Genomic DNA, 25201 nt, shown 5'->3' with positions numbered 1-25201 from the left:
CAGCCACACTGATGACATCCAAATAACTAAGATATTACAAAGAAAAGCGAAAAACAATGGCGAAACGTGTGCAATTGGTTTTAACAAAAGATGTCAGTAAACTGGGAAAAATCGGCGACTTAGTAGAAGTAGCTCCCGGTTATGCTCGTAACTATCTGATTCCCCAGAGTTTAGCAGATCGGGCGACACCGGGTATTCTCAAACAAGTAGAACGGAAACGGGAAAAAGAACGCCAAAGACAATTAGAACTCAAACAACAAGCAACTGAACAAAAAGCAGCTTTAGAAACAGTTGGTAACTTAAAAATTGCCAAGCAAGTTGGTGAAAATGAGGCTATTTTCGGTACTGTTACTACCCAAGATGTAGCAGATGCTATTTTAAAAGCGGCTAATCTAGAAATAGATCGTCGTGGTATTACCATTCCTGATATTAGCCAATTGGGTACTTATAAAGCGGAAATTAAGCTCTATTCTGAAGTAACAGCAGAAATTAATATTGAAGTCGTCTCTAACTAACGGATTTCAATTTTAGATTTTGGATTTTAGATTTTAGATTTTAGATTTTAGATGGACTCCAGTAATTAGTCCGGGGGCTTGTCAATTTTGGATTTTAGATTTATACCCGCATAAATTCGGCGGAATCAGATTCAGACTAGGTATGAATTTTCAATCTTTAATCCAAAATCCAAAATTTAAAATCCAAAATTTAAAATCTAAAATTTGGTGAATTACAGCTTTTGGTATAGTTAAAGTATAAATACAAACTATAAGAATCCAATAAACCTAATGGCTGAAGAACTGAGTTTTCAAAGTGATGGTAGTAATCGCCTACCACCACAAAATATCGAAGCAGAGGAGGCGATTCTAGGGGGTATTTTACTAGATCCGGAGGCTATTGGTCGAGTGAGCGATCGCTTAGTCCCCGAAGCCTTTTATATTAGCGCCCATACAATAATCTATCAGGCCGCTTTGCGTCTTCATACGCAACAAAAACCCACAGATTTGCTTTCCATCACCAGTTGGTTAACAGACAATGATCAACTAACAAGAATTGGTGGAAGAAATAAATTAGCCACACTAGTAGACCGCACGGTTTCAGCGGTGAATATTGATGCTTTAGCAGGGTTAGTCATGGAAAAATACCTGCGACGACAATTAATTAAAGCAGGTAATGAAATTGTACATCTGGGTTATGAAACAGAAACAGAATTACCAATTGTTCTAGATCAAGCCGAACAAAAAGTTTTTAATGTCACCCAAGAAAAACCCCAATCAGGATTAGTTCATATTGGTGATACATTAATTAATACTTTCCAAGATATTGAAACTCGTCATCAAGGTATTGCTTTACCAGGAATACCCTGTGGTTTTTATGATTTAGATGCTATGACTAGCGGTTTTCAGCGTTCTGATTTAATTATCGTAGCTGGGAGGCCGTCAATGGGGAAATGTCTCAGTTATGATTCAGAAATCGTCTTAGCAGATGGACAAATTGCCACAATTGAAGAATTATATCAGCAACGGCAAGGTTCATTATTAACATTAAATGATGATTGGAAATTTACCTTTACCCAACCATCTGCATTTGTAGATGATGGAATTAAACCAGTTTTTCGCATCACAACTCGCTTAGGACGGGCAATTGAAACCACAATTACTCACCCATTTTTAACTATTAAAGGTTGGCAAAGATTAGAAAATTTACAAGTAGGAAATAAGATTGCCATCCCTCGCAAAATAGATGTGTTTGGAACAGAAACTATCCGCGAGTGTGAAGTCAAATTATTAGGTTATTTAATTGGTGATGGTGGTTTAACTAATAGCACTCCTAGATTTACAAACAGCAACCCATTATTGCAAACAGATTTTTCTGAAGCAGTAACTGAATTTGGTGGTTTGTCAATAACAAGGGAAGATTCCCCAGGACAACAGACACCTTCATTATGTGTTGGATTAGAAAAATTAGGTTTATGGGATAAAGATGCTCATAATAAAACTATCCCAAACATTGTCTTTAAATTAGAAAAATCACAATTATCATTGTTTCTAAATCGTCTTTTTGCCACTGATGGTTGGGCTACTGTGCTTAATAGTGGTCAATCACAATTAGGTTATTGTACAGTCAGCGAAAGACTAGCAAGACAAATTCAACATCTGTTGTTAAGATTTGGTATTATTGCTGCTTTGAAAAAGCGGTCTGTGAAATATAATAATACCCGTAGACCAGCATGGCAATTAGATATTACTGATGCTTTATCTATCAAAAACTTCATTGCAGAAATTGGCATTTTTGGCAAAGAAGCAGCATTAGCAAAAGTTACAGCAGCAATATCTCAAAAAAGATATCAAACCAATCGTGACTTAATACCTGTAGAAATTTGGGAACAATTAGCAGCAGCTAAAGGTAGCGAAACCTGGAGTAGTTTAGCAAAACGATCTGGGATTAAAAGCTATACCAATATTCATGTCGGTAAACGGGCATTAACAAGAGAAAGATTATGGATTTTAGCCACTGCATTAGACAAATTACCACTTCAGCAATTAGCAAATAGTGATGTATATTGGGATGAAATCATTTCCATTGAATCAGTTGGTAACAAACAAGTTTATGATTTAACAATTCCTAAAACACATAATTTTGTCGCTAATGATATTTGTGTTCACAATACCGCCTTTTGTCTTAACCTTGCTCATAATATTGCTGCTGGTTATAAACTACCGGTGGCTGTTTTTAGTTTAGAAATGTCCAAAGAACAACTAGTACAAAGACTATTAGCTAGTGAAGCGGGAATTGAAAGCAGTTATTTAAGAAGTGGTCGCATTAGTCAAACGCAATGGGAACCGTTAAGCCGTGCTATTGATAAGCTTTCAGAAACACCAATGTTTATTGATGATACGGCAAATATTACAGTTACACAAATACGAAGTCAAGCCCGAAGACTGCAAGCAGAACAAAATGGAAATTTAGGATTAATAGTCATTGATTACTTGCAATTAATGGAAGGTGCAGGTGATAATCGTGTGCAAGAATTATCAAGAATTACCCGTTCTTTAAAAGGTTTAGCGAGGGAATTATCTGTACCGGTTCTTGCTTTATCACAGTTAAGTCGGGGGGTGGAAGCAAGAACTAATAAACGGCCAATGTTATCTGATTTAAGAGAATCGGGATCAATCGAACAAGATGCGGATATAGTAATGATGTTATACCGTGATGAATATTATTCACCAGATACTCCAGATAGAGGAATTGCCGAAGTGATCATCGCTAAACATCGGAATGGACCAACAGGAACAATCAAACTATTATTTGATCCTCAATTTACAAAGTTCAAAAATCTAGCCAGACAAAACAGTTGGTAATATGTTAAAAAAATACTTTTTTAGCTTGATATTTCTATTTATCAGTATCCAAATTGGTAGCATTCAGAAAGTAGCTGCAGCACAAACAGTAGTTCCAGAAGTTACTACTAGCAAATCCCTTTGTCCCGCTCAATTATCATCAACAATTAATACTATTATCAATCGGCCTCAATTTAGTCGAGGACGTTGGGGAATTTTAGTTAAAACATTATCATCAGACAAGATTCTTTATAGTCAAGATAGCCAGAAATATTTTATTCCCGCTTCTAATATTAAGCTATTTACCACTGCTGTAGCATTACAGAAATTAGGTTCAGATTTTCGGATTCGTACCTCTATTTATGATGATGGTAATGGTATTTTGCGTGTAGTGGGTAGGGGAGATCCGAGTTTTAAAAACCCTCAATTAGTATTATTAGCAAAACAACTTTATCAACAGGGAATTAGAGAAATTAATCAGTTAATTGCTGATGATAGTTATTTTCAAGGTGAAGTAGTTCATTCCAGTTGGGAATGGGAAGATATACAGGCTGATTATGGCGCTCCTGTTAATAGTTTAATATTAAATGATAACGCTTCTGGATTAAGTTTTTTACCCCAAAATATCGGACAACCATTACAACTAAAATGGGTTGAACTTACAGAAGCATATCAGTGGAAAATTGAGAATAATACCATTACTACTCAAGCAGATAAACCCGGTTTTGTAGAAATTAACCGCGATTTAAAAGGACAGATTTTGAGGATAAAAGGACAATTAGCGGTAAATTCCCAACCGGAAATTACTGCTATAGCTGTATTTGATCCAATTAGCAATTTTTTAAAACAATTTCGTCATAATTTAATCATAGCAGGAATTACCGTTCAAGAAACTGTAATTAGTAATTTGAATAAAAATAAAAATGGCAAAGAAATAGCCGCAGTAGAATCTCCACCTTTGTCTGAATTATTAATAGAGACAAATGTAAATAGCAATAATTTGTATGCTGAGGCTCTACTCAGAAGTTTAGCTATTAAAAAACCAAGAGAAAAAGATCAAAATACGGCTGATATCGGATTACAAGTTATGAAAGAAACCTTAACTCAATTAGGAGTTGAACCAGAAAGTTATGTAATTGTAGATGGTTCTGGGTTATCTCGCAAGAACTTAACCACTCCCGCAGCTTTAGTACGAGTTTTACAAGCAATTGATAAATCACCTCAAAGAGAAATTTTTCGGGCTTCCTTACCCATTGCAGGTATGACAGGTAGCTTAAAAAATCGCTTGATTAATACTGCTGCTGTGGGAATTGTCCAAGGAAAAACCGGTTCCATGACAGGAGTTTCTGCTCTTTCTGGATATGTAAATTCAGCTAATTATGAGCCTTTAGTTTTTAGTATTATGGTGAACCAATCTGAACAACCTAGTAAAATTGTGAGAACAGCAATAGATGAAATTGTGGTTTTATTAACCCAATTAAAACGATGTTAAAATAACTTTAAGCAATGCTACCGCGTTTTCTGGCTTCTTTAGAGGAAATACCGACATTTTTAATCCCAGCTTTGATCATTTGTCGTTCTAAAAGGGCAAAAAAACGGGTCCTGTCACCACCTCTGACTACAGCCTGATTATGGGCTTCCGCAATAGCCACAGGATAACCGTATCCTTTTTGTACTTGTGCCAACATTAGTCCTAGTGCTTGATCAAACATAGTTTGATTGGCGACAACCCAAGCAGGGACTTCAATCCGGGCGATTTCTGTACCGACATGGACGTAACAAAAATAAATAATTTGGTCGTCATACAATTCTAAAATTCGCGCATTACTCCGCCATAATGGTCCTCGTTGTCCAGGTTGGAGTTGGCTAGTCATGATGCTTGTATCGCGCAAAGTATCAAATTTTTTACAAGGTACGTATTCTAGTTGGTTGGGGCAATAGGTGATACAATCGGGGACAGGATAGGGACAAGCCAAAAACCGTAAAAAGTTAGTGGCTTCCGTGCTGCGAGAGGCACTAAGATAACCCATGAGGGGTATTTGAGCTTGTTGGAGTTTTTGCCAGGCCTCTAAAATAGGTGGTAAAATGCGATCGCGGGCATCCATCGGTAACTGATCTAAAAACCAGTATATTAACGAACCATCAACCATGGCTAAAGTTGGTGCTGCTGTTTTCACACTACAGGCCAGTTCAGCTAATACCGTAGCCTCCGAAGCAGTACGCCGATAACCCATCCATTCTTCCGCTCTAATTCCCCATTGACGGGAGATATATAAATCTTCGGGGCGATAAAATATCTCCGGTAGACTATCGAGAATGGGGTGAAGATTTTGACCATAGTGTAAAACCACCCTGCCGATATTGAGTAAGTAACAATACGCAATTTCGTGATGATTAGGGGCAATTTGCGAACCATCAGTAGAAATGACAGTATGAATTTTCGGGGGAACAGGAATAGTAATACAGGTTTCTAGGGGTTCAATTGGTGTAGCATTAGCAAAGAGAATCCGATTGTGCCATTTTTCCTGACGTTCAACTAACTCCTGTTGACACTCTACAGCCTGTTTAAAAAATTGTTGTGCTAATTCTAACCGCTGATGACTCGCGGCCACTTCTGAAGTCAAATGTTGACTGAAACCTTGCATTTGTCCCGATATTTTTGTTAAATCAAGCATAGTGTTTGTAGTTGTGCGAATAGATGTAAATACTATATAATTAACAACTGTATGCTAATAACTGGAAAAATGGTGTCATGAAAAAATGGAAATTAACAATGACAATCCTTCTATTCGGAATTATATTATATACTCCAAAAGTGAGTGGTAAGAATTTGGCAAGTATTTCCGATACTAGAATCAAATCATCACTGTTAGCACAAGCTGATAAAAAAGAGGCTATCATCTATTTTCATAGAGGAATTAACCGCCATACATCAGGAGATATCAAAGAAGCAATTGCAGAATATAATCAAGCCTTGAAGTTACGTCCTGATTTTGCTGAAGTTTACTATAAACGAGGAATATCTCGCTATAAACTGGGAGATTTAAAAGGAGCAATTTTAGATTATAATCAAGCAATCAGCCTAAATCCTAATTATGCGGGTGTTTATAATCATCGCGGATTTACTCGTCATGATTTGGGAGATTTCCCAGGAGCTATTAAAGATTTTAACCAAGCATTAAAGCTGAATCCTAACTTTCCTGAAGCTTACCAAAATCGAGGTATTACTCGCAATGCTTTAGGTGATAAACAGGGAGCAATTAGCGATTTAAATACAGCAGCTAACTTATTTCAAAAACAAAAAAGAATCAGTAATTATCAAGAGGTAATTAATCTTATTAATAAGCTCCCCGATTTGTCTAAGAAGTCGGGGATGTAGATATTCTAGATATTGGTTAAATTACAACCAGGTTGCAAAATCGTAAGTAAAATGAGAAAGTGATATTAGTTGAATACGGGAATCATTTTTTCCTGCTTCCCGTTCTAATGAAGTATTATAACCCCAATCTGCGAGAAAAAGTTTTACATGATTTAAGTCTGATTGTTGTTGCACTAATTGTAAAGTTTTTAATCTATCTTCAACAAACCATAAATTAACAGTTTGGGTATTTGCTTTCTTGATTAATTCTCGTAAAGTTGCATATTTTGGGCGTTTTACCTCTTTACCAAAAATATTTTCTGATGGTAAATTAACTCCTTCTTGTTGTAACAATTGCTTGACAAATCGCCCTTCTTTAGTAGTGACAATATATAACTGAACTTGAGTCTCAAGAGTTATTTTCAGTCTTTCAATTACACCAGGATAAAATCTATGTAGACTTAACCAACCATCTAAATCTTTCTCAATCCATTCATCTCGCAAATTATCTAATTGTGTAGAAACTGCTTTTGCTTCTAAGTTATTTGCTACTAAAATTTCGGCGGTAATAGTTGTCCATGATTGCAGGATTTGAGCATCAGAAAAACCTGCAATTAAAGCTTTAATTAAAACAGGCATTTCCCAACCGGTTTCAATTACAGGACGTAAGCGATAGAATCTCAAAGCTAAATCATCTGGTAGTGTATCGTCAACCGGCGACCAAATTTGACAGTAGGTACGCCATGCTACCTCAAAATACTCAATTAGTCCATCGCAAACCACTCCATCAAAGTCTAAAGCCAAAATCGTGGGACTATTTGCTGTCATTGTTCTGAGGTGAAAAACTGCTTTTGTTAGTTTACCGCACCTTGATAGCCAGATATGTAGCGATTAACCTTTAAAATAGCAAATAAGAAATAAAAACATAAAAACATAAAATTATTTTAAAGTTTTTCAGTACTCCTATGGAAATGGAGCAGAATATTAATGTATTAATATTATCAATAATATCTCAAGATGTAAATGGGGGCATCAAAACCATGCAAATCAAACTGATTTCCGAAAATAAACTGACACAGGAGCAGGAAGAACAGGTTTTTAACCTGCCAGTAGCTATCGGCAGGGATATGAGTCAACTTCCTGCGGTTATCAATGGTGAAACGGTGTCTCCTATAGTTTTATTAGACTCTCATAAGCAAATTTCTCGCTTTCATGCTCAAATTACCTTAGAAAACAATCAGCTTTATATAGAAGACAAGAGTGCCAATGGCACTCAAGTTAACGGTGAAAAACTACTTAAACAACGTCGGACTTTAATCAGTGGGGATAGACTGGGAATAGGTAACTACACCATTACCGTTATCCTCATTCGATCTGGGGATGAGAATATTACCATTGTACTTGAAGGTAAGTCCACAATTTTTAACCCCCAATCGGAGATTATTCCCGTATCTAGGGTGCGGAAATTACCAGATTCTCAATCATCCATCATTTTTAATCCTTATACGGATGCTTTAGAACAACAAACTCCCGACGCTGTACCCATTCAAATAGCGGGTTTTCCCTATAATTTCAACTTTTGGAATGCAGAAAAGGTTCCCCTAGAAGCTATTCGTCGCAGTGGTATTTTAGTCAGAGAAACAGAATATGTGGCCTGCGGGGGAGGAATGGGCAGTTTTGTTTGGGTGGATATGTTGAGAATTGCGGGAGTTAAACCGGAAAATATTAAAGTTTTGAGTGTTCAAGACAAACCTTATAAACGCTATGAAAGCCTACTGAAAAATTGTCAAATTCCCCGACATAAACGAATTCGTTCCGGTTCAGATTCCTGTCCTGATAATATTTGGGGCTGGCCAGGATATGCTTTAAGAGATGCTTGGAGATCCTTCTTTTCTGGACAAGTTGGTGCAGCTTTAGGATTTTTGTGGCAAGTTTTTGCTGAACCTGTTTATGCAGATACCTACACCCCCCGTGGACGAGATGTATTTGAGTCCATGGACCGGGAGAGCGATCGCATTAGTTGGGGTAAAATGTTAGAATATGGCAGTATTCGTAGTCTACGACAAACGGAAGACGGGCGTTATTGTATTGCCTATTCCACTTCCAACCAAGAAGACGGAAATCACCAATTTTTATTAGCTAAATATGTCCATCTCTGCACAGGTTATCCCGCAATCAAACTACTACCAGACCTGGAAAAATATCGTCAAGAATATCCCGAAGAAACAGGAAATTATAAAACAGTAGTTCAAGGTTATGAACCCCATGATCATATTTACCAACAATTAGAAAAAAAAGGCGGTACTATTGTCCTTCGTGGGTCGGGAATTGTAGCCTCACAAATATTAGAAAGGCTGTATGAAGCCCGAAAAATGAAACATATTCAGGTAATTCATTTAAACCGAGACCCCCGCAAAGGTCAAGAATTTCAGCCAGCTAAACGCTACGTAGAAAATGATTGGGAATTTCAACCTTTTAACTGGCCAAAAGGAACTTGGGGCGGTGATATGCGAACAATGCTAGAAGCCGCTGACCCGTTAAGACGACGGGAATTATTACAGGCTTGGGGGGGAACAACCACAGCTAGTCGCAAAAAATGGCGCGACATTGTTCGTCAAGGAATAGCTCAGAAATGGTATGAAATTCATTATGGTTTAGTCACCAAACTAGAACGTAATTCCCAAGGTCAAGTTGTTACTCATGTAGTCACTAGCAAAGGTCAAAAAACCCTAATTGCTGATTTTGTGATTGACTGTACAGGATTGATTTCCGATCCTTTAGAAAGTCCATTTTTAAAAGACCTAATACTGCATTACGACCTAGATTTTAACCCAGAAGGACGTTTTCATGTAGAAAACAACTTTGAAATCAAAAAACTGCGAAATAATCGTTCTCGCATATATGGGGCAGGAATTATCACCTTAGGCGGTCCCTACGCCCCCGTAGACACATTTTTAGGACTACAATATGCTGCCCATCGTTCTATCGAGGCTTTGGCTGCTGTAAAAGCTCCAGGAGTCCGCTATATTCAGGGAATTTATTCCCTTTGGCAATGGCTAAAATGGGCATTGAATCAAAAGCCTTAATTTTTCAATTCCAGAATTCCAGGACTTACGGAAAATATTCCTCAAACCCTCATTTCTCTGTGTTCTCTGTGCCTCAGTGGTTCGTTATTCCGTGACTCATGCGTAAGTCCTAAATTCTTCTGAATTTTTTCTAAAAACCTTAATTTACACTACTTCTCATATCATTATGACTCCAACTTTATTCGGACGCTGGCAAACACGAATTTTTTTGTTAGCAACAGTGGGAATGTTAGTTTCTCTGCTTTTTTATGGGGGATATTTAGGCATTGCTTCCAACTTAGTTTACTTTTGGGTTGTGTTTTATGTAGGTTTATTTGGCATTGCTTGGGATGTTTTGTATGATTTTCTGCAAAAATATCTCTGGGACCATGACTGGCCTGGGGTATTTCAACTTTATGCAGGAGTTATAGAAGGGGTATTTCTGGCTTTAATAATTGCCAATATCGGTTTACCTCATATTCCTAAAACCGAATTTGACTTAACCAGATTTATTCAACATTATGGGTTAGTTTGGTTAGCCGTTTATTTATCTGCTTGGGTAGTTATGCGGTTATTATTTCCCCGTTGGCGTTTTCGCGGTGGAGAATGGATTGGTAAATGGCCGAGAATTTCTTAATAACAATTTCTAACAAGACAATTCTTGCCACTTTTCCATCATTCTATTTAACATCTGTTCAAAAAATTCCCTCTTGAGGAAACTGGAATCTAGTCCCCTCCCCTTATCAAGGGGAGGGTTAGGGTGGGGTAAGAACCTGATATTGTCCTAAAACAAATAAACATTTTTATGAATCACCAGTTTATGAATCACCAGAATTTTATCGCTTTGATCACATCCTCAATATTCATGGTGGGGTTAGCTTCCGGTTATCGTTCTCAAGCAACCACTACAACCGTTATTCCCAGCCTTCAACCCACCAACCATGGTAATTTTGCTCCAAATGCTATTCAAAGGCAAAATACCCCGGTTAATACCCCTTTTAAGCTGGCTGGTAAGGTGTTTAATCTACAAGACTCTTTTGTTTTAAAAGGTTTTGATGCTGTAGCCTATTTTCAACAAGGAAAAGCAACCCCAGGTAATGCTAATTTCACCTATAAATGGCAGGATGTAAATTGGCGATTTTCCACAGCCGAAAACCGCAACCTATTTATGAAAAATCCTGAAAAATACGCTCCGCAATATGGAGGATTTTGTGCTTGGGCTGTCAGTAGAGGATATACTGCACCTATTGACCCTAATGCCTGGAAAATTGTGTCCGGTAAGCTGTACTTAAATGTTAATTTGGACACTCAAAAACGCTGGGAAAAGGACATTCCTGGAAATATTCAAAAAGCTGATCAAAATTGGCCTGGTATAGCTAGGAAAATTCGTCGTTAATGAGTACAAGTAGGTCGGGTTAAGCGACAGCGCAACCCGACGTTCATGTTGGGTTTCATGCTTCAACCCAACCTACAAACTTTATCTATTTTTTGTAAGTCGGGTTAAGCAACAGCGTAACCCGACGCTCATGTTGGGTTTCATGCTTCAACCCAACCTACACATCTACAAATCTTATACATCTGAATATATCTAATAAGTTATTTAAATCATTCTTCAGCAAAAAAGCATAAGTACCCTATATTAGCCTATATTCTCAATAATCTTGAGAATTTTCTCAATAAGCTAACGCAAAAAGTTAATTTCAGGGCTTGCAATTCTCAACTATTTTTTGTATGATTTTTTTAGATAGAATCTGCTTGGGCTTTTTTTAAGAAAAAACCTTAATTATCGTCAATGGGTTTTCAAGAAATATTATACTAATACTAATATCTTCAAATCTGATCAAGGTTGTGGATGTAGTGGGTAATTCATCAATTACCCATAAATTACTCAGCTGTACTGCATTTAATTTGTATAATTCTTGCGGGCATCTTGCCCGCACCACAAGAAATAACAAGAAATAACAATATCAGGATTATTGGATCTAGCTGCGTAACAGCTTATTGTGCCGAAAATCTTGCTAATAACTCCCCACGAGATGATTGTAGAAGTAAAGGAGTAAATTCTTCTCTACTCATAGCCATCAGGGGGTTAATAATTCTTGTCAATTCGGCATCAACTTCACCAAAACGCACTTGTAGAATACTCTCAATGATAGCGCGTCTTTCCCTCTCTACACCAGTCCTAAGTCCTTCCTGTTGTCCTTCTTGTCTTCCTTCTTCTCGTCCTTCCTGGAGTCCTTGTTTTCTCAGTTCTTCTAATTGTTGTTGATACATTTGGGATAATTTCATAATTAACTCCTGATCATCCTGATCAATATCTTGTTCTTGACGCTGACGTGCCGATAACACAGCAATTAGGTTATGTACTAATTCTATGACATCTGCTAGAAACGGACTATTATTTGTCAGTGTTTCCAATTCTTCCACCGCTTGTCTTTGTACTTTTCCCTTACCTAATATCCGCAAAAACAGGGTTTCGGGTGTACTGGGTAATTGATGAATACTCACAATGACGGTTTTAAATCCTTTACCAAAAAGGTAAATCCCCTGACCCCAGTTTTCCTCATCCAAACTAGCATTAAAGCTATCGAGGATTTCTACTGATACTGTAGGAGTCAAAATCCACAAATTAGCTAATTCGGATTCATTTATTCGCGTGTCATTGCGTTTAGCTTGACGTTCAACCTGGGCATGAATGTCAAATAATTTACCCATACAACTGCGGATTTCACTTCTACCCACAGCATTGCGAAATGGTTCAAATACCGCATAATTAGCCGCCATTTTCCCTAATACGCCTAGTGTTGCTAGGTTGGTGGGTGGGGATGAGGGGATAAATAATACGTCAATTTGTCTGACTTCTGCGGTGATGTCTTTACTGGTTTCTACTTGTCCATAGGGTGTTAATAGTTCTGTTAGATATTGTTTAGCAAATTGATCATGTATAAAGCGAGTCATTTATTTTAACTTTAATTAGTAGATATGGGTTATATAGCAATCCTAAATGAAATGTGAATATCTCTTATTTTCCTACCTCTGTGTCCTCTGTGTCTCTGTGGTTCGTTAAAAAAACTAGTTTCATGCTTCAACCCAACCATTCAGCTTTATCTATTTTTTGTAGGTCGGGTTAAGCGACAGCGCAACCCGACGTTTATGTTGGGTTTCATGCTTCAACCCAACCATTCAGCTTTATCTATTTTTTGTAGGTCGGGTTAAGCGACAGCGCAACCCAACGCTCATGTTGGGTTTCATGCTTCAACCCAACCTACAAATCTAGGTTTTTAGGTGTAATGTGTTTATTAAGTAGGGTGTGTTAGCGACAGCGTAACGCACCATCATCAAGGATTATTATACATATGAATATATCCAATAAGTTATTTAAATCATTCTTCAGCAAAAAAGGACTAGTACCCTATATTAGCCCATATTCTCAATAATCTTGAGAATTTTCTCAATAAGCTGACGAAAAAAGTTAATTTCAGGGCTTGCAATTCTCAACTATTTTTTGTACAATCTTTTTAGATATAATCTGCTTGCGCTTTTTTTGAGAAAAAACCTTAATTATTGTCAATGGGTTTTCATTCAAGAAATATTATACTAATACTAATATCTTCAAATCTGATCAAAGTTGTGGATGTAGTGGGTAATTTATGAATTACCCATAACTGATAAATTACTATTGTGCCGAAAATCTCGCTAATAACTCCCCACGAGATGATTGTAGAAGTAAAGGAGTACTTAAGACTTCAAACGAAAAGACTTAATCATGGTTTGTTCTACATATTGAAGAAATACGTCATAGACTTGTTCTTCGGCTCGATAGGTCAGAATATAAACTTTTGAATTACTGATAGTCCAAACTTCCATAGCTTTAAACCTAAAGTTATTAATTTGATCTTCACCTGTATAAACTATTTGATATCCCTCTCGATTATCTATTTTTTTCGATTGCTGTTCAAGAATTTGGACGTTTTTAACGGATTTTTTAATTTGTTCGATAGCAGCCTGATTATACTCTGATAAAGTCTGAGATTTTTGTATATCTTCAATACGGATAAATAGCCCTACTTCGAGATTCAGACTAGAAGTATTAGGGAATATTTTGGCAATAGTTCCCCCGGTTAACGGACTATATTGTTGTTTTTCAGCCTTCCAATCTTGAGGATATTTGATCTCAATTCCAAATTGTTTATCCTCAAATAGTTGACCAGGAATAGTTTTAATATTTACTTGTGAGTCTTGATTTTGATAGCGATAAATAGCTATCAAAACCCCAGTAGTCGTCAAAATAATTGCTGTTATCAATAAAACTTTAATAAATTGAGGTTTGGGAGGAGAGATAATTTCTGTCGTTTGATCATCACCATTATTTTTATCACTAGGATCATCTCCTTTATTTAGAGCTTCCATTACTTCCTGTGCTGACTGGAATCTATGATCAAGATCTTCTTGGAGCATACGCTTTAGTATCTTACCTAAATGTTCACTAATATGGGGATATTTTTGCCAATTCCAAAGATTATTAACATCGCGGGAATCGTCTGGAAATTCACCTGTTAATAATTGCACACAAGAAGCAGCTAAAGCATATAAATCACTGGAATAATCAACCTTTTCCCCTCTGATTTGTTCTAGGGGAGCATAAGCAGGAGTTCCAAAGACCATAGATGTTTCTGTGGTGTCAATATCACCTTTTATCACTTGTTTAACTGCTCCAAAGTCAATTAAATAGAATTTGTTATCTTCTTCTTTGGAGTGCATAATATTACTAGGTTTAATATCCCGGTGAATAACGTTATTTTTATGGATAAATTTTAAAACAGGTAAAATATTATTTAATAAGGCCAAAACCTTGGCTTCTGAGAAACGTCCTTGTTGTTCCAGTTCCTTTTTTAGATCCTCTCCTTCGATATATTGTTGAACCAAATAATTAAACTCCTGTGGGGTACTGAGTTCGGGGTCAGTTACAGTTGAGGAAAAATAATCATATAAGCAGGGAATGTTACCGCTTCTATCTCCTAAATCTTCCAGAACCTTAGCCTCCTTTTCAAAGGCTTTTTTAATCCCTGCAACTATTTCAGGAGAATGATGACTATCAATTCGTAATCGCTTGATCACACAGTAGCGCTGAGTAAGCGTATTTAAATCAATAGCTAAAAAAGTGTCCCCAAAACTCCCTCCTCCTAAACGTCCAAGAAGTTGGTATCTTCCTCTGTTTCCAGTTAAAATCGGGAGTTGTCCTTGGATCTCATTCATTTTCTTTCCCCTGGGTGGCTGCACTCTTGATCTAACACCTCAAGAATATAATAACGGTAATTGTGAACACTTTTCCAGTTTAGTAAAATAACGGCAATTAGCGATCGCTACTACACAAACAAAGTCTATTTACGTGGAATTATGTAAATATAAACCAGCATTAAATGTAATAAAAATACCGATTTGATAATTTGATAATTTTATTTCCTATTCACACTAGGAATCAAAATCCCATGTCGAGGACTAAACAATAAAGCCAAGGTAAATAAACCAGAAACCACTAATACAATAGCTGGACCAGAAGGTAAATTATAAAAGTAGCTAAGATACATTCCGCTAATACTAGAAATTACCCCAATTACCGCCCCTAAAATCATGACTTGATGTAAACGTTTGACTAATAAATAAGCAGTTGCACCAGGAGTAATTAAAAGCGATAATACTAATATTACTCCCACAGCTTTCATACTGGCAACAATTGTCAAAGCAATTAACAACATTAAACCAAAATTTAAACGATTAACTGGTAAACCAGCAGCTTGCGCTCCTAAAGGATCAAATGTGTAAAATAACAGTTCCTTATATAATAAGAAAACTACCATTAAAACAATAGCTGCAATAATAGCTGTATCCCTGACTTCATCAACAGTTACCCCTAAAATATTACCAAAAAGAAAGTGATTCAAATCAATTTTATTATCCTTTTGAATGACTGTAATTAAAGTAACTCCCAGAGCAAAAAAAGCAGAAAAAACTATGCCCATAGCAGCATCTTCCTTAATGGGAGATCGGGTTTTAATTAAGGCTATGGCCATGGTACTTAAAACCCCCGCAATAAACGCCCCAACAAAGATATTAGCACCAATCATGAAGGCTATAGCCAGTCCTGGTAATACTGAATGACTAATAGCATCTCCCAGTAATGCTAGGCGTTGTACCATTAAATAACTACCGACTATAGCACACAATAATCCTACTAGTATGGCGATGATTAAGGAACGTTGCATAAAGCCATATTGCAACGGTTCAATTAGTGTTTGCAACATAGATGAAAATGAACCACGAAGGCGCAAAGAACGCAAAGGAAGAGGGGAAGAGAAGATATTTATTAATTATTATGCTGCTTCAGCAAAGTACATGACTTTTCCACTATAAGCCCGATTTAAGTTATTTTCTGTTAACACCTGTTGGCGTGAACCGGTGGCGATTAATTCACAGTTTAGTAAGATTAAATCATCAAAATGGGTAATAGATTCACCTAAGTCATGATTAACTACTAAGACGATTTTATTGGCTTTTGCTAGTTCTTGAAAGACTTCAAATATGATAGTTTGGGTTTTTTGATCAATACCTACAAATGGTTCATCAAAACAGAAGATTTCGGCTTCTTGAGTTAAAGCCCTGGCTAAAAATACCCGTTGTTGTTGTCCTCCTGAAAGTTCACCAATGGGACGATTTTTTAATGCTTCTATTCCCACTTTTGTTAATGCTTGTGTGGCTATTTGGCGGCTGACTGTAGAGAAACTACGTAACCAGCCTGTTTTTTTAATACGCCCCATCATGACTACATCCCATACGGTGGCGGGGTAATTCCAGTCAATTTGACTACGTTGGGGTACATAAGCAATTTTCTCTAGTTGCTGGGTTAAGGGCTGATTTTGGTATATAACTTGACCGTTAGTGATGGGAACTAACCCTAAAATAGCTTTCATTAATGTACTTTTACCTGCACCATTGGGTCCAAAAATACCTGTTATCTTTCCTGGTTTAATTGTGCAGTTAATATCTCTTAATGCTTCCTGTGTCCGATAATTTACATTTAGATGGGTGATATTGATCTGTGTAAGTATATTTGCTGAATTTTTGGTAGATAGACTAGATTTTCGGTAATCAGAAATGTTTTGCATAACTTTGATTAAAATAGTTATTTTTTGAGTTTACTATAAAAATGAGAAAAATATGAGAATATCTATAATTATCTATAATTAGAAGTAATCACTGAGATAAATGAAACTAATGCTTAATACAATGTATGACTTTTACTCCCTTTCTAGGACAAAAAAGGGGTTGGGAGTTAGGTTTAATCCCCTTTGTCTGGGAATGTTGGTATCTTTGGCTGTAATGGGTTGTACTCCCAACTCCTTACACGGAGGAAATAATCCGCCGCAGGTTGTAGCGACGAGTACCATTATTGCAGATTTAGCTGAAGAAATTGGCGGAGAAAAATTACAAATTACGGGAATTTTGAAACCTGGTGCAGATCCTCATATGTATGAACCAGTACCCGCAGATAGTCGAGTTTTGGAAAAAGCTAATTTGATTTTGTACAACGGTTACAATTTAGAACCGGGAATTATTAAGTTAATGAATGCGACTGGAGACAAAGCGCAAAAGTTAGCTGTGGGGGAAGTTGTCAAATCCTTAAAATTAGATAAAGGTAAAGGGAAAATTGTTCCAGATCCTCATGTTTGGGGTAGTGCAGAAAATGTTATATTGATGGTGAAAGCAATTAAAAATAGTTTAATCGCTTTGTCACCAGCAGATAAAAATAAGTTAACTGAAAATGCAGATAAGTTAATTGATGAATTACAACAATTACATCTTTGGATTTTAGAACAAATCCAAACTATTCCCCCAGAAAACCGTAAATTAATTACTACTCATGATGCTTTTCAATATTATGGAAATGCTTATAAAATAACAATTGCTGGAACTTTAATCGGGATTAGTACGGAGGAACAACCAAGCGCCCAAACGGTGAGAAAATTAGTAGAATCAGTGAAAAAAATAGGTGTCCCAGCGATATTTGCAGAAACAACAATTAACCCAGCTTTAATTAAAACAGTTGCAGAAGAAGCAGGGGTAAAATTAGCACCAACTTCACTTTATTCTGATTCCATTGGGGTAAAAGGTAGTAATAGTGATACTTATATAAAAATGATGGTTGCAAATACCCGCACTATTGTTGAAGCTTTGGGTGGGAAATATACACCATTTCAATTAAAGAGTAAAAAATAAGGATTAGATCCCCAAATTCTTAGAGAATTTGAGAATCTTGTTGGTCATTCAACTTTCCCCTTTCCCTAACTAACAAACTTGTTGACGAGTTGCTTCTGCGTCTATGGGTTTAATCAGAAAAATCTTGAACATATACCAAAAAATCATCAAGACTAAGGGAATTTTTTGGAAATATTTGATAATTCCCCAATCGTTGATTTTGTTGAGATCAATTATTTTCTGATTATACAATGCACATTGTTCTAAATACCAGAAGAAATAGGGATGATTGGTATTTAAAATAATCGGAAATGCTTTAGCTGCGGTTTTGTTAGTTTCTTCAATTACCTGATTATTGTATTTACGAGGATGAATACCTAATATTTCATAGAAATTACCTCTTTCAAATACTGTCATGGTGTGAGTTGCAAAAACGGTTATTAAGAAAAACCGTACCCATAACCGAGATTTCCAATTATTCCATAATTGAGGTTGAGAACGTAACAAAGCTTTGAAAAAATCACCGTGTCTATTCTCATCTTGACACCAACTTTCAAACTTCCGAAATAGAGGATAAAATTGGTATTCGGGATTTTTTTCCATGTGACGATATACTAAAATATAACGCCAATAACCTATTTTTTCCGATAGATAAACCGTGTAAATAACCCACTCTATAGGGAAAAATGTATAGGTGCGATTTTTAGTCAGATAACTTAAGTCAAGGGAAAGGTTAAAATCAGCCATTGACTTATTTAAAAACCCCGCATGACGGGCTTCGTCTCGTGCTAAATAAGCAAATGCTTCTGATAATAAGGGGTTATTCTCCTTGAGACGACGGGATAATTCTTTAAACAGTAAAAACCCGGAAAATTCGGAAGTACAAGAACGTTCTAAAAAGTCAATAAAAGCCAGTCGTTTTTCACCAACAATGTGATCCCAACCTTGCTTAAATTCATCATCTCGTATAAAGTGATGACGATTATAATCTGCTTTGAGTTCCTCAATTACAGCCCTTAATTCCGTTTCATACCCCGAAATATCCATTTTGGCCACTGTGTCAAAATCAGTGGTATAAAAGCGGGGTGTTAATAGTGTTTCTTGAACGGGTGTTTTTACCCCCGATTTCGGTAACTCAACTGGGGGTTTATCCAACGACCTAACCATAAGTATTCCTTTTGCCATTGTCTGCCTTAAAATTATATAAGCATGAATATTTGTTATTAGTCATCAGTTAAATTATTGAAACTAATTCTTACAAAAATACTGAATTATCTAGGATTTATTTATGGTTTAAATACCTATTTACTAAACAAATGTATTTAGGAAACTATAAATAAATATGAATACTTTTATAGTTATACAAAGAATAATAGTTAAATAATTTCAGGAGCGGTAAAAATAGCCGAAATTACTATTGATAGTAATTTATGCTGGACATTTATGCTGGAGATTTGTGCTGGAGAAATTATGCTGATAACTCTATTCATATAGAATAGCAATTTTCTGTAATTATATCGGCTGTGAACTGATAAACGAGTCGCTAAAATTTGGAAAAGAACACTACAGACATCAACAAGAGGGAAGAAACAATGAGTAATAATTTAGCAATGAAACTGCGTGTGGGAACGCAACAAGCGCATACAAATTCTGAAAATGTCGGTTTCATGAAATGCTTTATCAAAGGAGTTGTAGACAAAAATTGTTTTATTCAATTGTTGAGTAATTTCTATTTTGTTTATAGTGAACTAGAAGCAGCAATTGAGAAACATAAACAACATCCTGTAATTAGTTTAATTTATTTTCCCGAACTAAATCGCCAATCTTCCCTCAAACAAGATATGTTATTTTATCATGGGAATCAATGGCAAGAAACCATTAAACCTTCATCTGCTACTCAAACTTATATTGCGCGTATTCAACAAATTTCTACCCATGAACCCGCACTATTATTAGCTCATTCCTATACTCGTTATTTGGGTGATCTTTCCGGTGGCCAAATGCTCCAAAAAATTGCTCAGTCAGCCTTAAAACTGTCTGGATATACAGGAACTTCCTTTTACAATTTTGAGCAAATTCCCGACAAACAGGCTTTTAAAGAAAAGTATCGTCAAGCATTAGATAAACTCCCCATTGATGATACAAGTGCTGACAAAATTGTCGCAGAAGCTAACTATGCTTTCAAATTAAATATGCAGATATTTCAAGAGTTAGAAAAGATTTTAATAGAGACTATTGGTAAAGACACTTACAATAGTTTAATTTGAGTCTCTGCATAATTGACAAAGATATAATTCATCACTCAATTAATTTTGAACATGATGAATTATATAAAGATGCTCAACAAGATGCAAACATCTTATGTATTCTCTTCCTCTATTTTCTCTGTGTCTGGAGTGGTTCATTAAAAAAATAATGTTCACCACAAACAAATAGGATAAATATATTCTATTTGTTAATAGCTAAATCCTAAATTACAACATTAAATCGAAATTGGGAAAATCAATTGTGATTATTTCCAATCATCACACAAATTCACTGGAGACTATAATGGTTTTTCTATTACCTGGTGTTAAGTTTGATTTTGATCTAATTCAAAAGTATGATACTCGCGCTCCTAGATACACAAGTTATCCCCCAGCAACAGAATTAACTGATACTTTCACAGCGGAAAATTTCCAAACTGCAATTACCGCTTCTAATCAAAGAAAAACTCCCCTATCTTTGTATTTTCATATTCCTTTTTGTCAAAGTGCTTGTTATTTCTGCGGTTGTAATACTGTAATTACTAATAACAAGAATATGGCTATACCGTATCTGGAACATTTAGAACAGGAAATCAAAAATACCTCAGCTTTAATTGATAAAAATAGACAAGTTTTACAAATTCATTGGGGTGGAGGTACACCGAATTATTTAGAACTTGAACAAGTGGAATTTCTCTGGAAAAATATTACTCGTAATTTCCAAATTGCGGAAAATGCAGAAGTTTCTATCGAAATTAATCCCCGTTATGTGAACAGAGAATATATCTTATTTTTGAGAGATATTGGCTTTAATCGCATTAGTTTCGGGATTCAAGATTTTCACCCAGAAGTGCAAAAAGCAGTGAATCGAATTCAACCAGAATCACTACTTTTTAATGTCATGAGTTGGATTAAGGAGGCTAATTTTGATAGTGTCAATGTAGACTTAATTTATGGTTTACCTTATCAAACTTTGGCAACTTTTCGGGAAACATTACACAAGACAATGGCTTTAGATGCTGATAGAATTGTCGTCTTTAATTTTGCTTATGTACCTTGGATTAAACCTGTACAAAAAATGATTCCCCAAGCAGCATTACCGGGAGCAGAAGAAAAGTTAGATATCCTGAAAATGACAATTGAGGAATTAACTAATCATGAGTATCTGTTTATTGGGATGGATCATTTTGCCAAAAATAATAATGAATTAGCGATCGCTCAAAATCATGGTACACTAAAACGTAATTTCCAAGGTTATACTACCCACGCGGAAACTGAATTATTTGGTTTTGGGGCTACATCTATTAGTATGTTGGAAGATGCTTATGCTCAAAATCATAAGGAATTAAAGGACTATTACAAAGCAGTCGCAGCGGGTGTAATTCCTATTAGTAAAGGTATTCAATTAACCCAGGATGACATTATTAGACGGGATGTAATTATGTCAATAATGTCTCATTTTCATCTCAATAAACTAGAGATTGAACAGAAATATCATCTTGATTTTAATAAATATTTCTGCTACGAACTCCAAGAATTACAACCCCTAGAAAATGATGGATTAGTCAATGTATTTACTGATGAGATCCATATTACTGATATTGGGAGATTGCTGGTGAGAAATATTGCGGTTCTCTTCGATACTCATACAAGAAATAGAGAAACTAAATTCTCTCGCGCTATTTAATTTTGCTGAATTTTTGCAGTAAATTTAATCAAAATTGGTATGTAATTATGATTTATCAATAAGTCCTAATTACATACCTTTTGACTGATACAGATTATGTCATTAGATAGAAATAAATAATATTAAGCTTTGATAAATTTGACATGAGTTGAATTTTTTTAGGAAGCAATCAATGAATATTATTACTTGGATGATTTTGGGACTATTAGCCGGTGTAATTGCTAAATCTGTCTATCCTGGTTATCAAGGTGGAGGAATGATATCTACGATGATATTAGGTATTGTTGGTGCTTTTATTGGTGGAACTTTATTCACTCTCATTCGCACAGGAACTTTACAAATTACATCTGCATCTTTAAGTATTCCTGGGGTAATAGTAGCAGTTATTGGGGCAATTATTGCTATTTATTTATGGGGATTATGGCAAAGGGGTAGCAGAGTATAATTTACTAATCGTTAGCTATTGATATAGCATTAATTAAACTCTTTTTCATTAATATAAAATGTTGGGTTGACGCAAGAAAACCCAATATCATATTGTCAAAACTTTTGTTAGCTTTGTTAGCTTGCACTGTATCAGACATTTTTACGGTTTGATTCGAGATTCCTCAGATTGAATCTAATTTAGGACTTACATAAAATTTCACTTACAAGCTTATTCTTGCCTACTGATAATTTATTTATGTAGCAATATATCCATAATAAGCTGTGACGCAGCTAAATTGTACATTCCTAATACAGTCCTAACATAGTTAAATCTTGTTGTGGGGGCATCATGTCCGCTATAATTATACAAATTAAATGCAGTACATTTGAGTACCTACACTGCTTGATATTTTTTAAACATCATTTACCAAACCCAGATAATTTTAAATTCAAACCAAAGAGTCACTAGCTTATATGAATATAACTGTGCCTATATCTTATGGAGTATTTTTGGTAGATTTGATTGATAATACAGCCAAAAAAAGCATTAACTATGAAAAAACTCAACTTAACGAGGTTTAAATCGTTGTAACTCCCATTCTTTAGCGATAACATGAGAATAAGTTTACTACAAGCTTTTCATTTCTCGTTTAGCTGAAATTTTTTTTATGGAAATTCAATTAATCAATATCGGGTTTGGTAATATCGTCTCTGCTAACAGAGTCGTGGCCATAGTTAGTCCAGAATCTGCTCCCATTAAACGGATTATTACCGATGCTAGGGATAGAGGTCAACTGGTTGATGCTACCTATGGAAGACGCACTAGGGCGGTAATTATCACCGATTCTAGTCATGTAATTCTCTCCGCAATTCAGCCTGAAACCGTAGCCAACCGGTTTGTCATTTCCCGTGATCATCATGTTGTAGATAATTAATCACCGGAATAGTTATCAACCCAACTCTATTTGTACCATATCCTCCGTACCATCTCGATTAGACTGGTTTTCTGTCACCAGTGCTACAAATTCTTTAGTCTTGATGCTAATTTGAACAGTGCGGATCAAAGGTGCAGCCGCAAAGGCTTATATTGTAGATATGCAAAAATCTCAAGTCCCAAATTCAAAATAGCAATTAGTTGTTTTACCAGCTAAAACAAGACTAAGGAATCATGTACACTTATTAATTTATTAACTCACTCTTTTCACGGATAATGCCAGTCTTACCTTTCTATTATGCTAAAAATACCCAAGAATGTCCGACCTTGGGCAAACTAATTGTTTTAACAGGTCCTAGCGGAGTCGGTAAAGGCACTTTAATGAATGAAATTCTCCAGCGTCATCCAGAATTATATTATTCAGTCTCCGCCACGACTCGTTCTCCACGTCCAGGAGAAATAAATTGTCAAAAATATTACTTTATTACCCGTCAAGAATTTCAAGAATTAGTGACTAAAGGTGAATTTTTAGAATGGGCAGAATTTGCTGGTAACTTTTATGGTACACCCCGTGCAGCGGTGCTTAACCATATTCAGTCGGGTAAGTTGGTGCTATTAGAAATTGAATTAGAAGGGGCAAGGCAAATCAGAACTGCCTTTCCTAGCGCCCTGAGCATTTTTATTTTACCACCTTCATTTTCAGAATTAGAAAACCGGATTCGTGGACGGGGACAAGATTCTGAGGAAGCAATTTCTCGTCGTCTCAAACGTGCTGAAGCAGAAATAGCCGCTGCTAATGAATTTGATTTACAAATTATCAATGACGATTTTGAGCAAGCTTTAAAGGAAATAGAGAAAGCTATTTTTGAATAAGTATGTGGTAATGGGTAATTGGTAATGGGTAACATTAGTAACTACTACCCATTACCAAAAATCAAATTAACCCAATAAACCTTGGATTAAACCAGAATTACCTGTCAAGAAGAAAGCGACTACTGCACCACCGATACCACCAATTAAGAAAGCACTGGCGAAATTATTCCAGCTTTCCTTGGAGTTGAAAGCATCAACTGGAGGATTAGGTACAGCAATACTAGCAAGGGCTTTATCAGGATTGCTATTTGCATATAAGGATAGGCAAGCTGTTAAAATCACAACTAAGCCAACACTGCCCAATAAACCAGCTAAGTTAGCGTTGGGGGCGTTACGTAAAGGACCTAATTTGTCAAAAGGTCCAAATAGCAAGTAACCATGAGCCATACCAACTTCTAAACCGCGTCTAAAAGGATTCAAACCAGCGCGGTATGCCGGCAAGTTGCTAATAAACCACTTCACCAAAGGAGCGGAATTGATGGGGGTTTCTAGATCGCCTTTTTGCGGATCACGTCCTGCTGCTATTGCCATAAGTATTTTTAGATTCCTTGAATCACTCTTGTTAGTTTGTGATGAATTTACTACTTGTGTTGTTTGCTGGCCTTCAAATGATAAAGGTGGCTTTTTCTATTAGAAATAATTTTTCTGAAAACTGCCATAAGCAAGTTGAGAAAAATTAATTTTGCCACTTTCTAATTTAGAAAAGTATGAAACCCATAAATAATGGATAATATACGAGTTTCATACATTAGCAAAGATTGCTGATTCGAGGGACACTTTTACCTAATTAGGTTTGACACTCAATTAGACAATCTACCAGCAAAAGCTAAGTAAATTAGCTTTTTTGAACCGTATTTTCAACCTATAGGGGGTGAAAAAGTAGGTCAGGGAAGAAGCGATTAAATTCAATTAAAATTCCTGCTGTGATTGTCAACCAGATAGTTGCCGCAACAGGAGCAGTGGAGATGAATGTAATCAAGTAGTTAGTTTCGTTACCTTTTTCAGCCATGAATTTAGTCTC

Annotated in this window: 22 protein-coding genes; 13 read left to right on the top strand and 9 right to left on the bottom strand. The window is 36.0% G+C overall.

What is annotated here, in order from left to right; all coding sequences use genetic code 11:
- Nucleotides 1-56: 56 nt before the first annotated feature.
- From rplI to dacB, 3 genes are all read left to right on the top strand, one after another.
- Nucleotides 57-515 carry a 50S ribosomal protein L9 gene (rplI, locus tag FFO06_RS10680; protein ID WP_137908022.1) on the top strand — a complete coding sequence of 153 codons (459 nt, stop codon included), beginning with the start codon at nt 57-59 and terminating at the stop codon, nt 513-515.
- 270 nt (nt 516-785) lie between these two features.
- Nucleotides 786-3359 (top strand): replicative DNA helicase, encoded by a 2574-nt coding sequence (gene dnaB, locus FFO06_RS10675; RefSeq protein ID WP_137908021.1) that lies wholly within the window; start codon nt 786-788, stop codon nt 3357-3359.
- A 1-nt stretch (nt 3360) separates the two neighbouring features.
- A complete protein-coding gene (gene dacB / locus FFO06_RS10670) occupies nt 3361-4830 on the top strand; it encodes a D-alanyl-D-alanine carboxypeptidase/D-alanyl-D-alanine endopeptidase (protein WP_137908020.1) in 1470 nt (489 codons plus the stop codon).
- A 7-nt stretch (nt 4831-4837) separates the two neighbouring features.
- On the opposite strand, the gene FFO06_RS10665 is transcribed toward dacB, so the two are convergent.
- A complete protein-coding gene (locus tag FFO06_RS10665) occupies nt 4838-6013 on the bottom strand; it encodes a DNA double-strand break repair nuclease NurA (protein WP_137908019.1) in 1176 nt (391 codons plus the stop codon).
- A 98-nt stretch (nt 6014-6111) separates the two neighbouring features.
- On the opposite strand from FFO06_RS10665, the gene FFO06_RS10660 reads away from it, so the two are divergent.
- Complete coding sequence (locus tag FFO06_RS10660; protein WP_236097122.1) at nt 6112-6717, top strand: tetratricopeptide repeat protein; 606 nt, start codon at nt 6112-6114, stop codon at nt 6715-6717.
- Between the two features lie 21 nt (nt 6718-6738).
- On the opposite strand, the gene FFO06_RS10655 is transcribed toward FFO06_RS10660, so the two are convergent.
- Nucleotides 6739-7524: an HAD family hydrolase gene (locus FFO06_RS10655; protein ID WP_137908017.1), complete on the bottom strand. Its 786-nt coding sequence runs from the start codon at nt 7522-7524 to the stop codon at nt 6739-6741.
- Nucleotides 7525-7736: 212 nt separating this feature from the next.
- Between FFO06_RS10655 and FFO06_RS10650 the strand changes: the two genes are divergently transcribed.
- From FFO06_RS10650 to FFO06_RS10640, 3 genes are all read left to right on the top strand, one after another.
- Nucleotides 7737-9782 (top strand): FHA domain-containing protein, encoded by a 2046-nt coding sequence (locus FFO06_RS10650; protein WP_137908016.1) that lies wholly within the window; start codon nt 7737-7739, stop codon nt 9780-9782.
- A gap of 166 nt (nt 9783-9948) precedes the next feature.
- On the top strand, nt 9949-10398 hold the full coding sequence (locus tag FFO06_RS10645) for a hypothetical protein (protein ID WP_137908015.1): 450 nt from the start codon (nt 9949-9951) through the stop codon (nt 10396-10398).
- A gap of 183 nt (nt 10399-10581) precedes the next feature.
- Complete coding sequence (locus FFO06_RS10640; RefSeq protein WP_137908014.1) at nt 10582-11157, top strand: YHS domain-containing (seleno)protein; 576 nt, start codon at nt 10582-10584, stop codon at nt 11155-11157.
- A gap of 602 nt (nt 11158-11759) precedes the next feature.
- Here FFO06_RS10640 and FFO06_RS10635 read toward each other — a convergent pair.
- The 4 genes from FFO06_RS10635 to FFO06_RS10620 all read right to left on the bottom strand — a co-directional run bounded on the left by FFO06_RS10635 (nt 11760) and on the right by FFO06_RS10620 (nt 16924).
- Nucleotides 11760-12719 carry a FliH/SctL family protein gene (locus FFO06_RS10635; RefSeq protein ID WP_137908013.1) on the bottom strand — a complete coding sequence of 320 codons (960 nt, stop codon included), beginning with the start codon at nt 12717-12719 and terminating at the stop codon, nt 11760-11762.
- A 780-nt stretch (nt 12720-13499) separates the two neighbouring features.
- On the bottom strand, nt 13500-15017 hold the full coding sequence (locus tag FFO06_RS10630) for a serine/threonine-protein kinase (protein ID WP_137908012.1): 1518 nt from the start codon (nt 15015-15017) through the stop codon (nt 13500-13502).
- Between the two features lie 200 nt (nt 15018-15217).
- Nucleotides 15218-16063, bottom strand: coding sequence for a metal ABC transporter permease (locus FFO06_RS10625; RefSeq protein ID WP_137908011.1), 846 nt, complete (start codon nt 16061-16063; stop codon nt 15218-15220).
- Nucleotides 16064-16132: 69 nt separating this feature from the next.
- Nucleotides 16133-16924 (bottom strand): metal ABC transporter ATP-binding protein, encoded by a 792-nt coding sequence (locus tag FFO06_RS10620; RefSeq protein WP_137908010.1) that lies wholly within the window; start codon nt 16922-16924, stop codon nt 16133-16135.
- A 193-nt stretch (nt 16925-17117) separates the two neighbouring features.
- Between FFO06_RS10620 and FFO06_RS10615 the strand changes: the two genes are divergently transcribed.
- Entirely contained in the window at nt 17118-18035 is a 918-nt protein-coding gene (locus tag FFO06_RS10615; RefSeq protein ID WP_370743662.1) for a metal ABC transporter substrate-binding protein, read from the top strand.
- Between the two features lie 69 nt (nt 18036-18104).
- On the opposite strand, the gene acsF is transcribed toward FFO06_RS10615, so the two are convergent.
- Nucleotides 18105-19181, bottom strand: a complete 1077-nt coding sequence (gene acsF / locus FFO06_RS10610; protein WP_137908008.1) for a magnesium-protoporphyrin IX monomethyl ester (oxidative) cyclase — start codon at nt 19179-19181, stop codon at nt 18105-18107.
- A gap of 425 nt (nt 19182-19606) precedes the next feature.
- Here acsF and FFO06_RS10605 point away from each other — a divergent pair, with 425 nt between their 5' ends.
- From FFO06_RS10605 to gmk, 5 genes are all read left to right on the top strand, one after another.
- A complete protein-coding gene (locus FFO06_RS10605) occupies nt 19607-20281 on the top strand; it encodes a biliverdin-producing heme oxygenase (protein WP_137908007.1) in 675 nt (224 codons plus the stop codon).
- 283 nt (nt 20282-20564) lie between these two features.
- A complete protein-coding gene (gene hemN, locus FFO06_RS10600; protein ID WP_137908006.1) occupies nt 20565-21947 on the top strand; it encodes an oxygen-independent coproporphyrinogen III oxidase in 1383 nt (460 codons plus the stop codon).
- A gap of 172 nt (nt 21948-22119) precedes the next feature.
- Entirely contained in the window at nt 22120-22392 is a 273-nt protein-coding gene (locus FFO06_RS10595; protein ID WP_028083755.1) for a GlsB/YeaQ/YmgE family stress response membrane protein, read from the top strand.
- Nucleotides 22393-23041: 649 nt separating this feature from the next.
- Nucleotides 23042-23308 carry an extracellular matrix/biofilm regulator RemA gene (remA, locus tag FFO06_RS10590; protein WP_015080662.1) on the top strand — a complete coding sequence of 89 codons (267 nt, stop codon included), beginning with the start codon at nt 23042-23044 and terminating at the stop codon, nt 23306-23308.
- A gap of 275 nt (nt 23309-23583) precedes the next feature.
- The gene (gene gmk / locus FFO06_RS10585; RefSeq protein WP_137908005.1) at nt 23584-24180 is read left to right on the top strand and encodes a guanylate kinase; all 597 of its coding nucleotides are present in this window, start codon (nt 23584-23586) and stop codon (nt 24178-24180) included.
- Between the two features lie 66 nt (nt 24181-24246).
- Here gmk and FFO06_RS10580 read toward each other — a convergent pair whose 3' ends face one another.
- Nucleotides 24247-24711: a photosystem I reaction center subunit XI gene (locus FFO06_RS10580; protein ID WP_028083754.1), complete on the bottom strand. Its 465-nt coding sequence runs from the start codon at nt 24709-24711 to the stop codon at nt 24247-24249.
- A 331-nt stretch (nt 24712-25042) separates the two neighbouring features.
- Entirely contained in the window at nt 25043-25189 is a 147-nt protein-coding gene (gene psaJ, locus FFO06_RS10575) for a photosystem I reaction center subunit IX (protein ID WP_015079100.1), read from the bottom strand.
- Between the last annotated feature and the right edge of the window lie 12 nt (nt 25190-25201).

It is taken from the genome of Dolichospermum planctonicum (genome assembly GCF_005402965.1).
GTDB lineage: Bacteria > Cyanobacteriota > Cyanobacteriia > Cyanobacteriales > Nostocaceae > Dolichospermum > Dolichospermum planctonicum.
Note: the sequence above shows the minus strand (reverse complement) of the source record. Positions and strands in the feature narration are given on the sequence as shown.

Excerpts from the sequence above, each read along its gene's own strand:
- FFO06_RS10630 (WP_137908012.1), bottom strand. The coding sequence starts at position 15,017 with ATGAATGAGATCCAAGGACAACTCCCGATTTTAACTGGAAACAGAGGA.
- FFO06_RS10655 (WP_137908017.1), bottom strand. The coding sequence starts at position 7,524 with ATGACAGCAAATAGTCCCACGATTTTGGCTTTAGACTTTGATGGAGTG.
- FFO06_RS10580 (WP_028083754.1), bottom strand. The coding sequence starts at position 24,711 with ATGGCAATAGCAGCAGGACGTGATCCGCAAAAAGGCGATCTAGAAACC.
- rplI (WP_137908022.1), top strand. The coding sequence starts at position 57 with ATGGCGAAACGTGTGCAATTGGTTTTAACAAAAGATGTCAGTAAACTG.
- FFO06_RS10660 (WP_236097122.1), top strand. The coding sequence starts at position 6,112 with ATGACAATCCTTCTATTCGGAATTATATTATATACTCCAAAAGTGAGT.
- FFO06_RS10625 (WP_137908011.1), bottom strand. The coding sequence starts at position 16,063 with ATGTTGCAAACACTAATTGAACCGTTGCAATATGGCTTTATGCAACGT.
- FFO06_RS10615 (WP_370743662.1), top strand. The coding sequence starts at position 17,118 with ATGTTGGTATCTTTGGCTGTAATGGGTTGTACTCCCAACTCCTTACAC.
- FFO06_RS10635 (WP_137908013.1), bottom strand. The coding sequence starts at position 12,719 with ATGACTCGCTTTATACATGATCAATTTGCTAAACAATATCTAACAGAA.
- FFO06_RS10595 (WP_028083755.1), top strand. The coding sequence starts at position 22,120 with ATGAATATTATTACTTGGATGATTTTGGGACTATTAGCCGGTGTAATT.
- dnaB (WP_137908021.1), top strand. The coding sequence starts at position 786 with ATGGCTGAAGAACTGAGTTTTCAAAGTGATGGTAGTAATCGCCTACCA.
- FFO06_RS10665 (WP_137908019.1), bottom strand. The coding sequence starts at position 6,013 with ATGCTTGATTTAACAAAAATATCGGGACAAATGCAAGGTTTCAGTCAA.
- dacB (WP_137908020.1), top strand. The coding sequence starts at position 3,361 with ATGTTAAAAAAATACTTTTTTAGCTTGATATTTCTATTTATCAGTATC.
- FFO06_RS10620 (WP_137908010.1), bottom strand. The coding sequence starts at position 16,924 with ATGCAAAACATTTCTGATTACCGAAAATCTAGTCTATCTACCAAAAAT.
- remA (WP_015080662.1), top strand. The coding sequence starts at position 23,042 with ATGGAAATTCAATTAATCAATATCGGGTTTGGTAATATCGTCTCTGCT.
- FFO06_RS10650 (WP_137908016.1), top strand. The coding sequence starts at position 7,737 with ATGCAAATCAAACTGATTTCCGAAAATAAACTGACACAGGAGCAGGAA.
- FFO06_RS10640 (WP_137908014.1), top strand. The coding sequence starts at position 10,582 with ATGAATCACCAGAATTTTATCGCTTTGATCACATCCTCAATATTCATG.
- gmk (WP_137908005.1), top strand. The coding sequence starts at position 23,584 with ATGCCAGTCTTACCTTTCTATTATGCTAAAAATACCCAAGAATGTCCG.
- acsF (WP_137908008.1), bottom strand. The coding sequence starts at position 19,181 with ATGGTTAGGTCGTTGGATAAACCCCCAGTTGAGTTACCGAAATCGGGG.
- FFO06_RS10605 (WP_137908007.1), top strand. The coding sequence starts at position 19,607 with ATGAGTAATAATTTAGCAATGAAACTGCGTGTGGGAACGCAACAAGCG.
- hemN (WP_137908006.1), top strand. The coding sequence starts at position 20,565 with ATGGTTTTTCTATTACCTGGTGTTAAGTTTGATTTTGATCTAATTCAA.
- FFO06_RS10645 (WP_137908015.1), top strand. The coding sequence starts at position 9,949 with ATGACTCCAACTTTATTCGGACGCTGGCAAACACGAATTTTTTTGTTA.
- psaJ (WP_015079100.1), bottom strand. The coding sequence starts at position 25,189 with ATGGCTGAAAAAGGTAACGAAACTAACTACTTGATTACATTCATCTCC.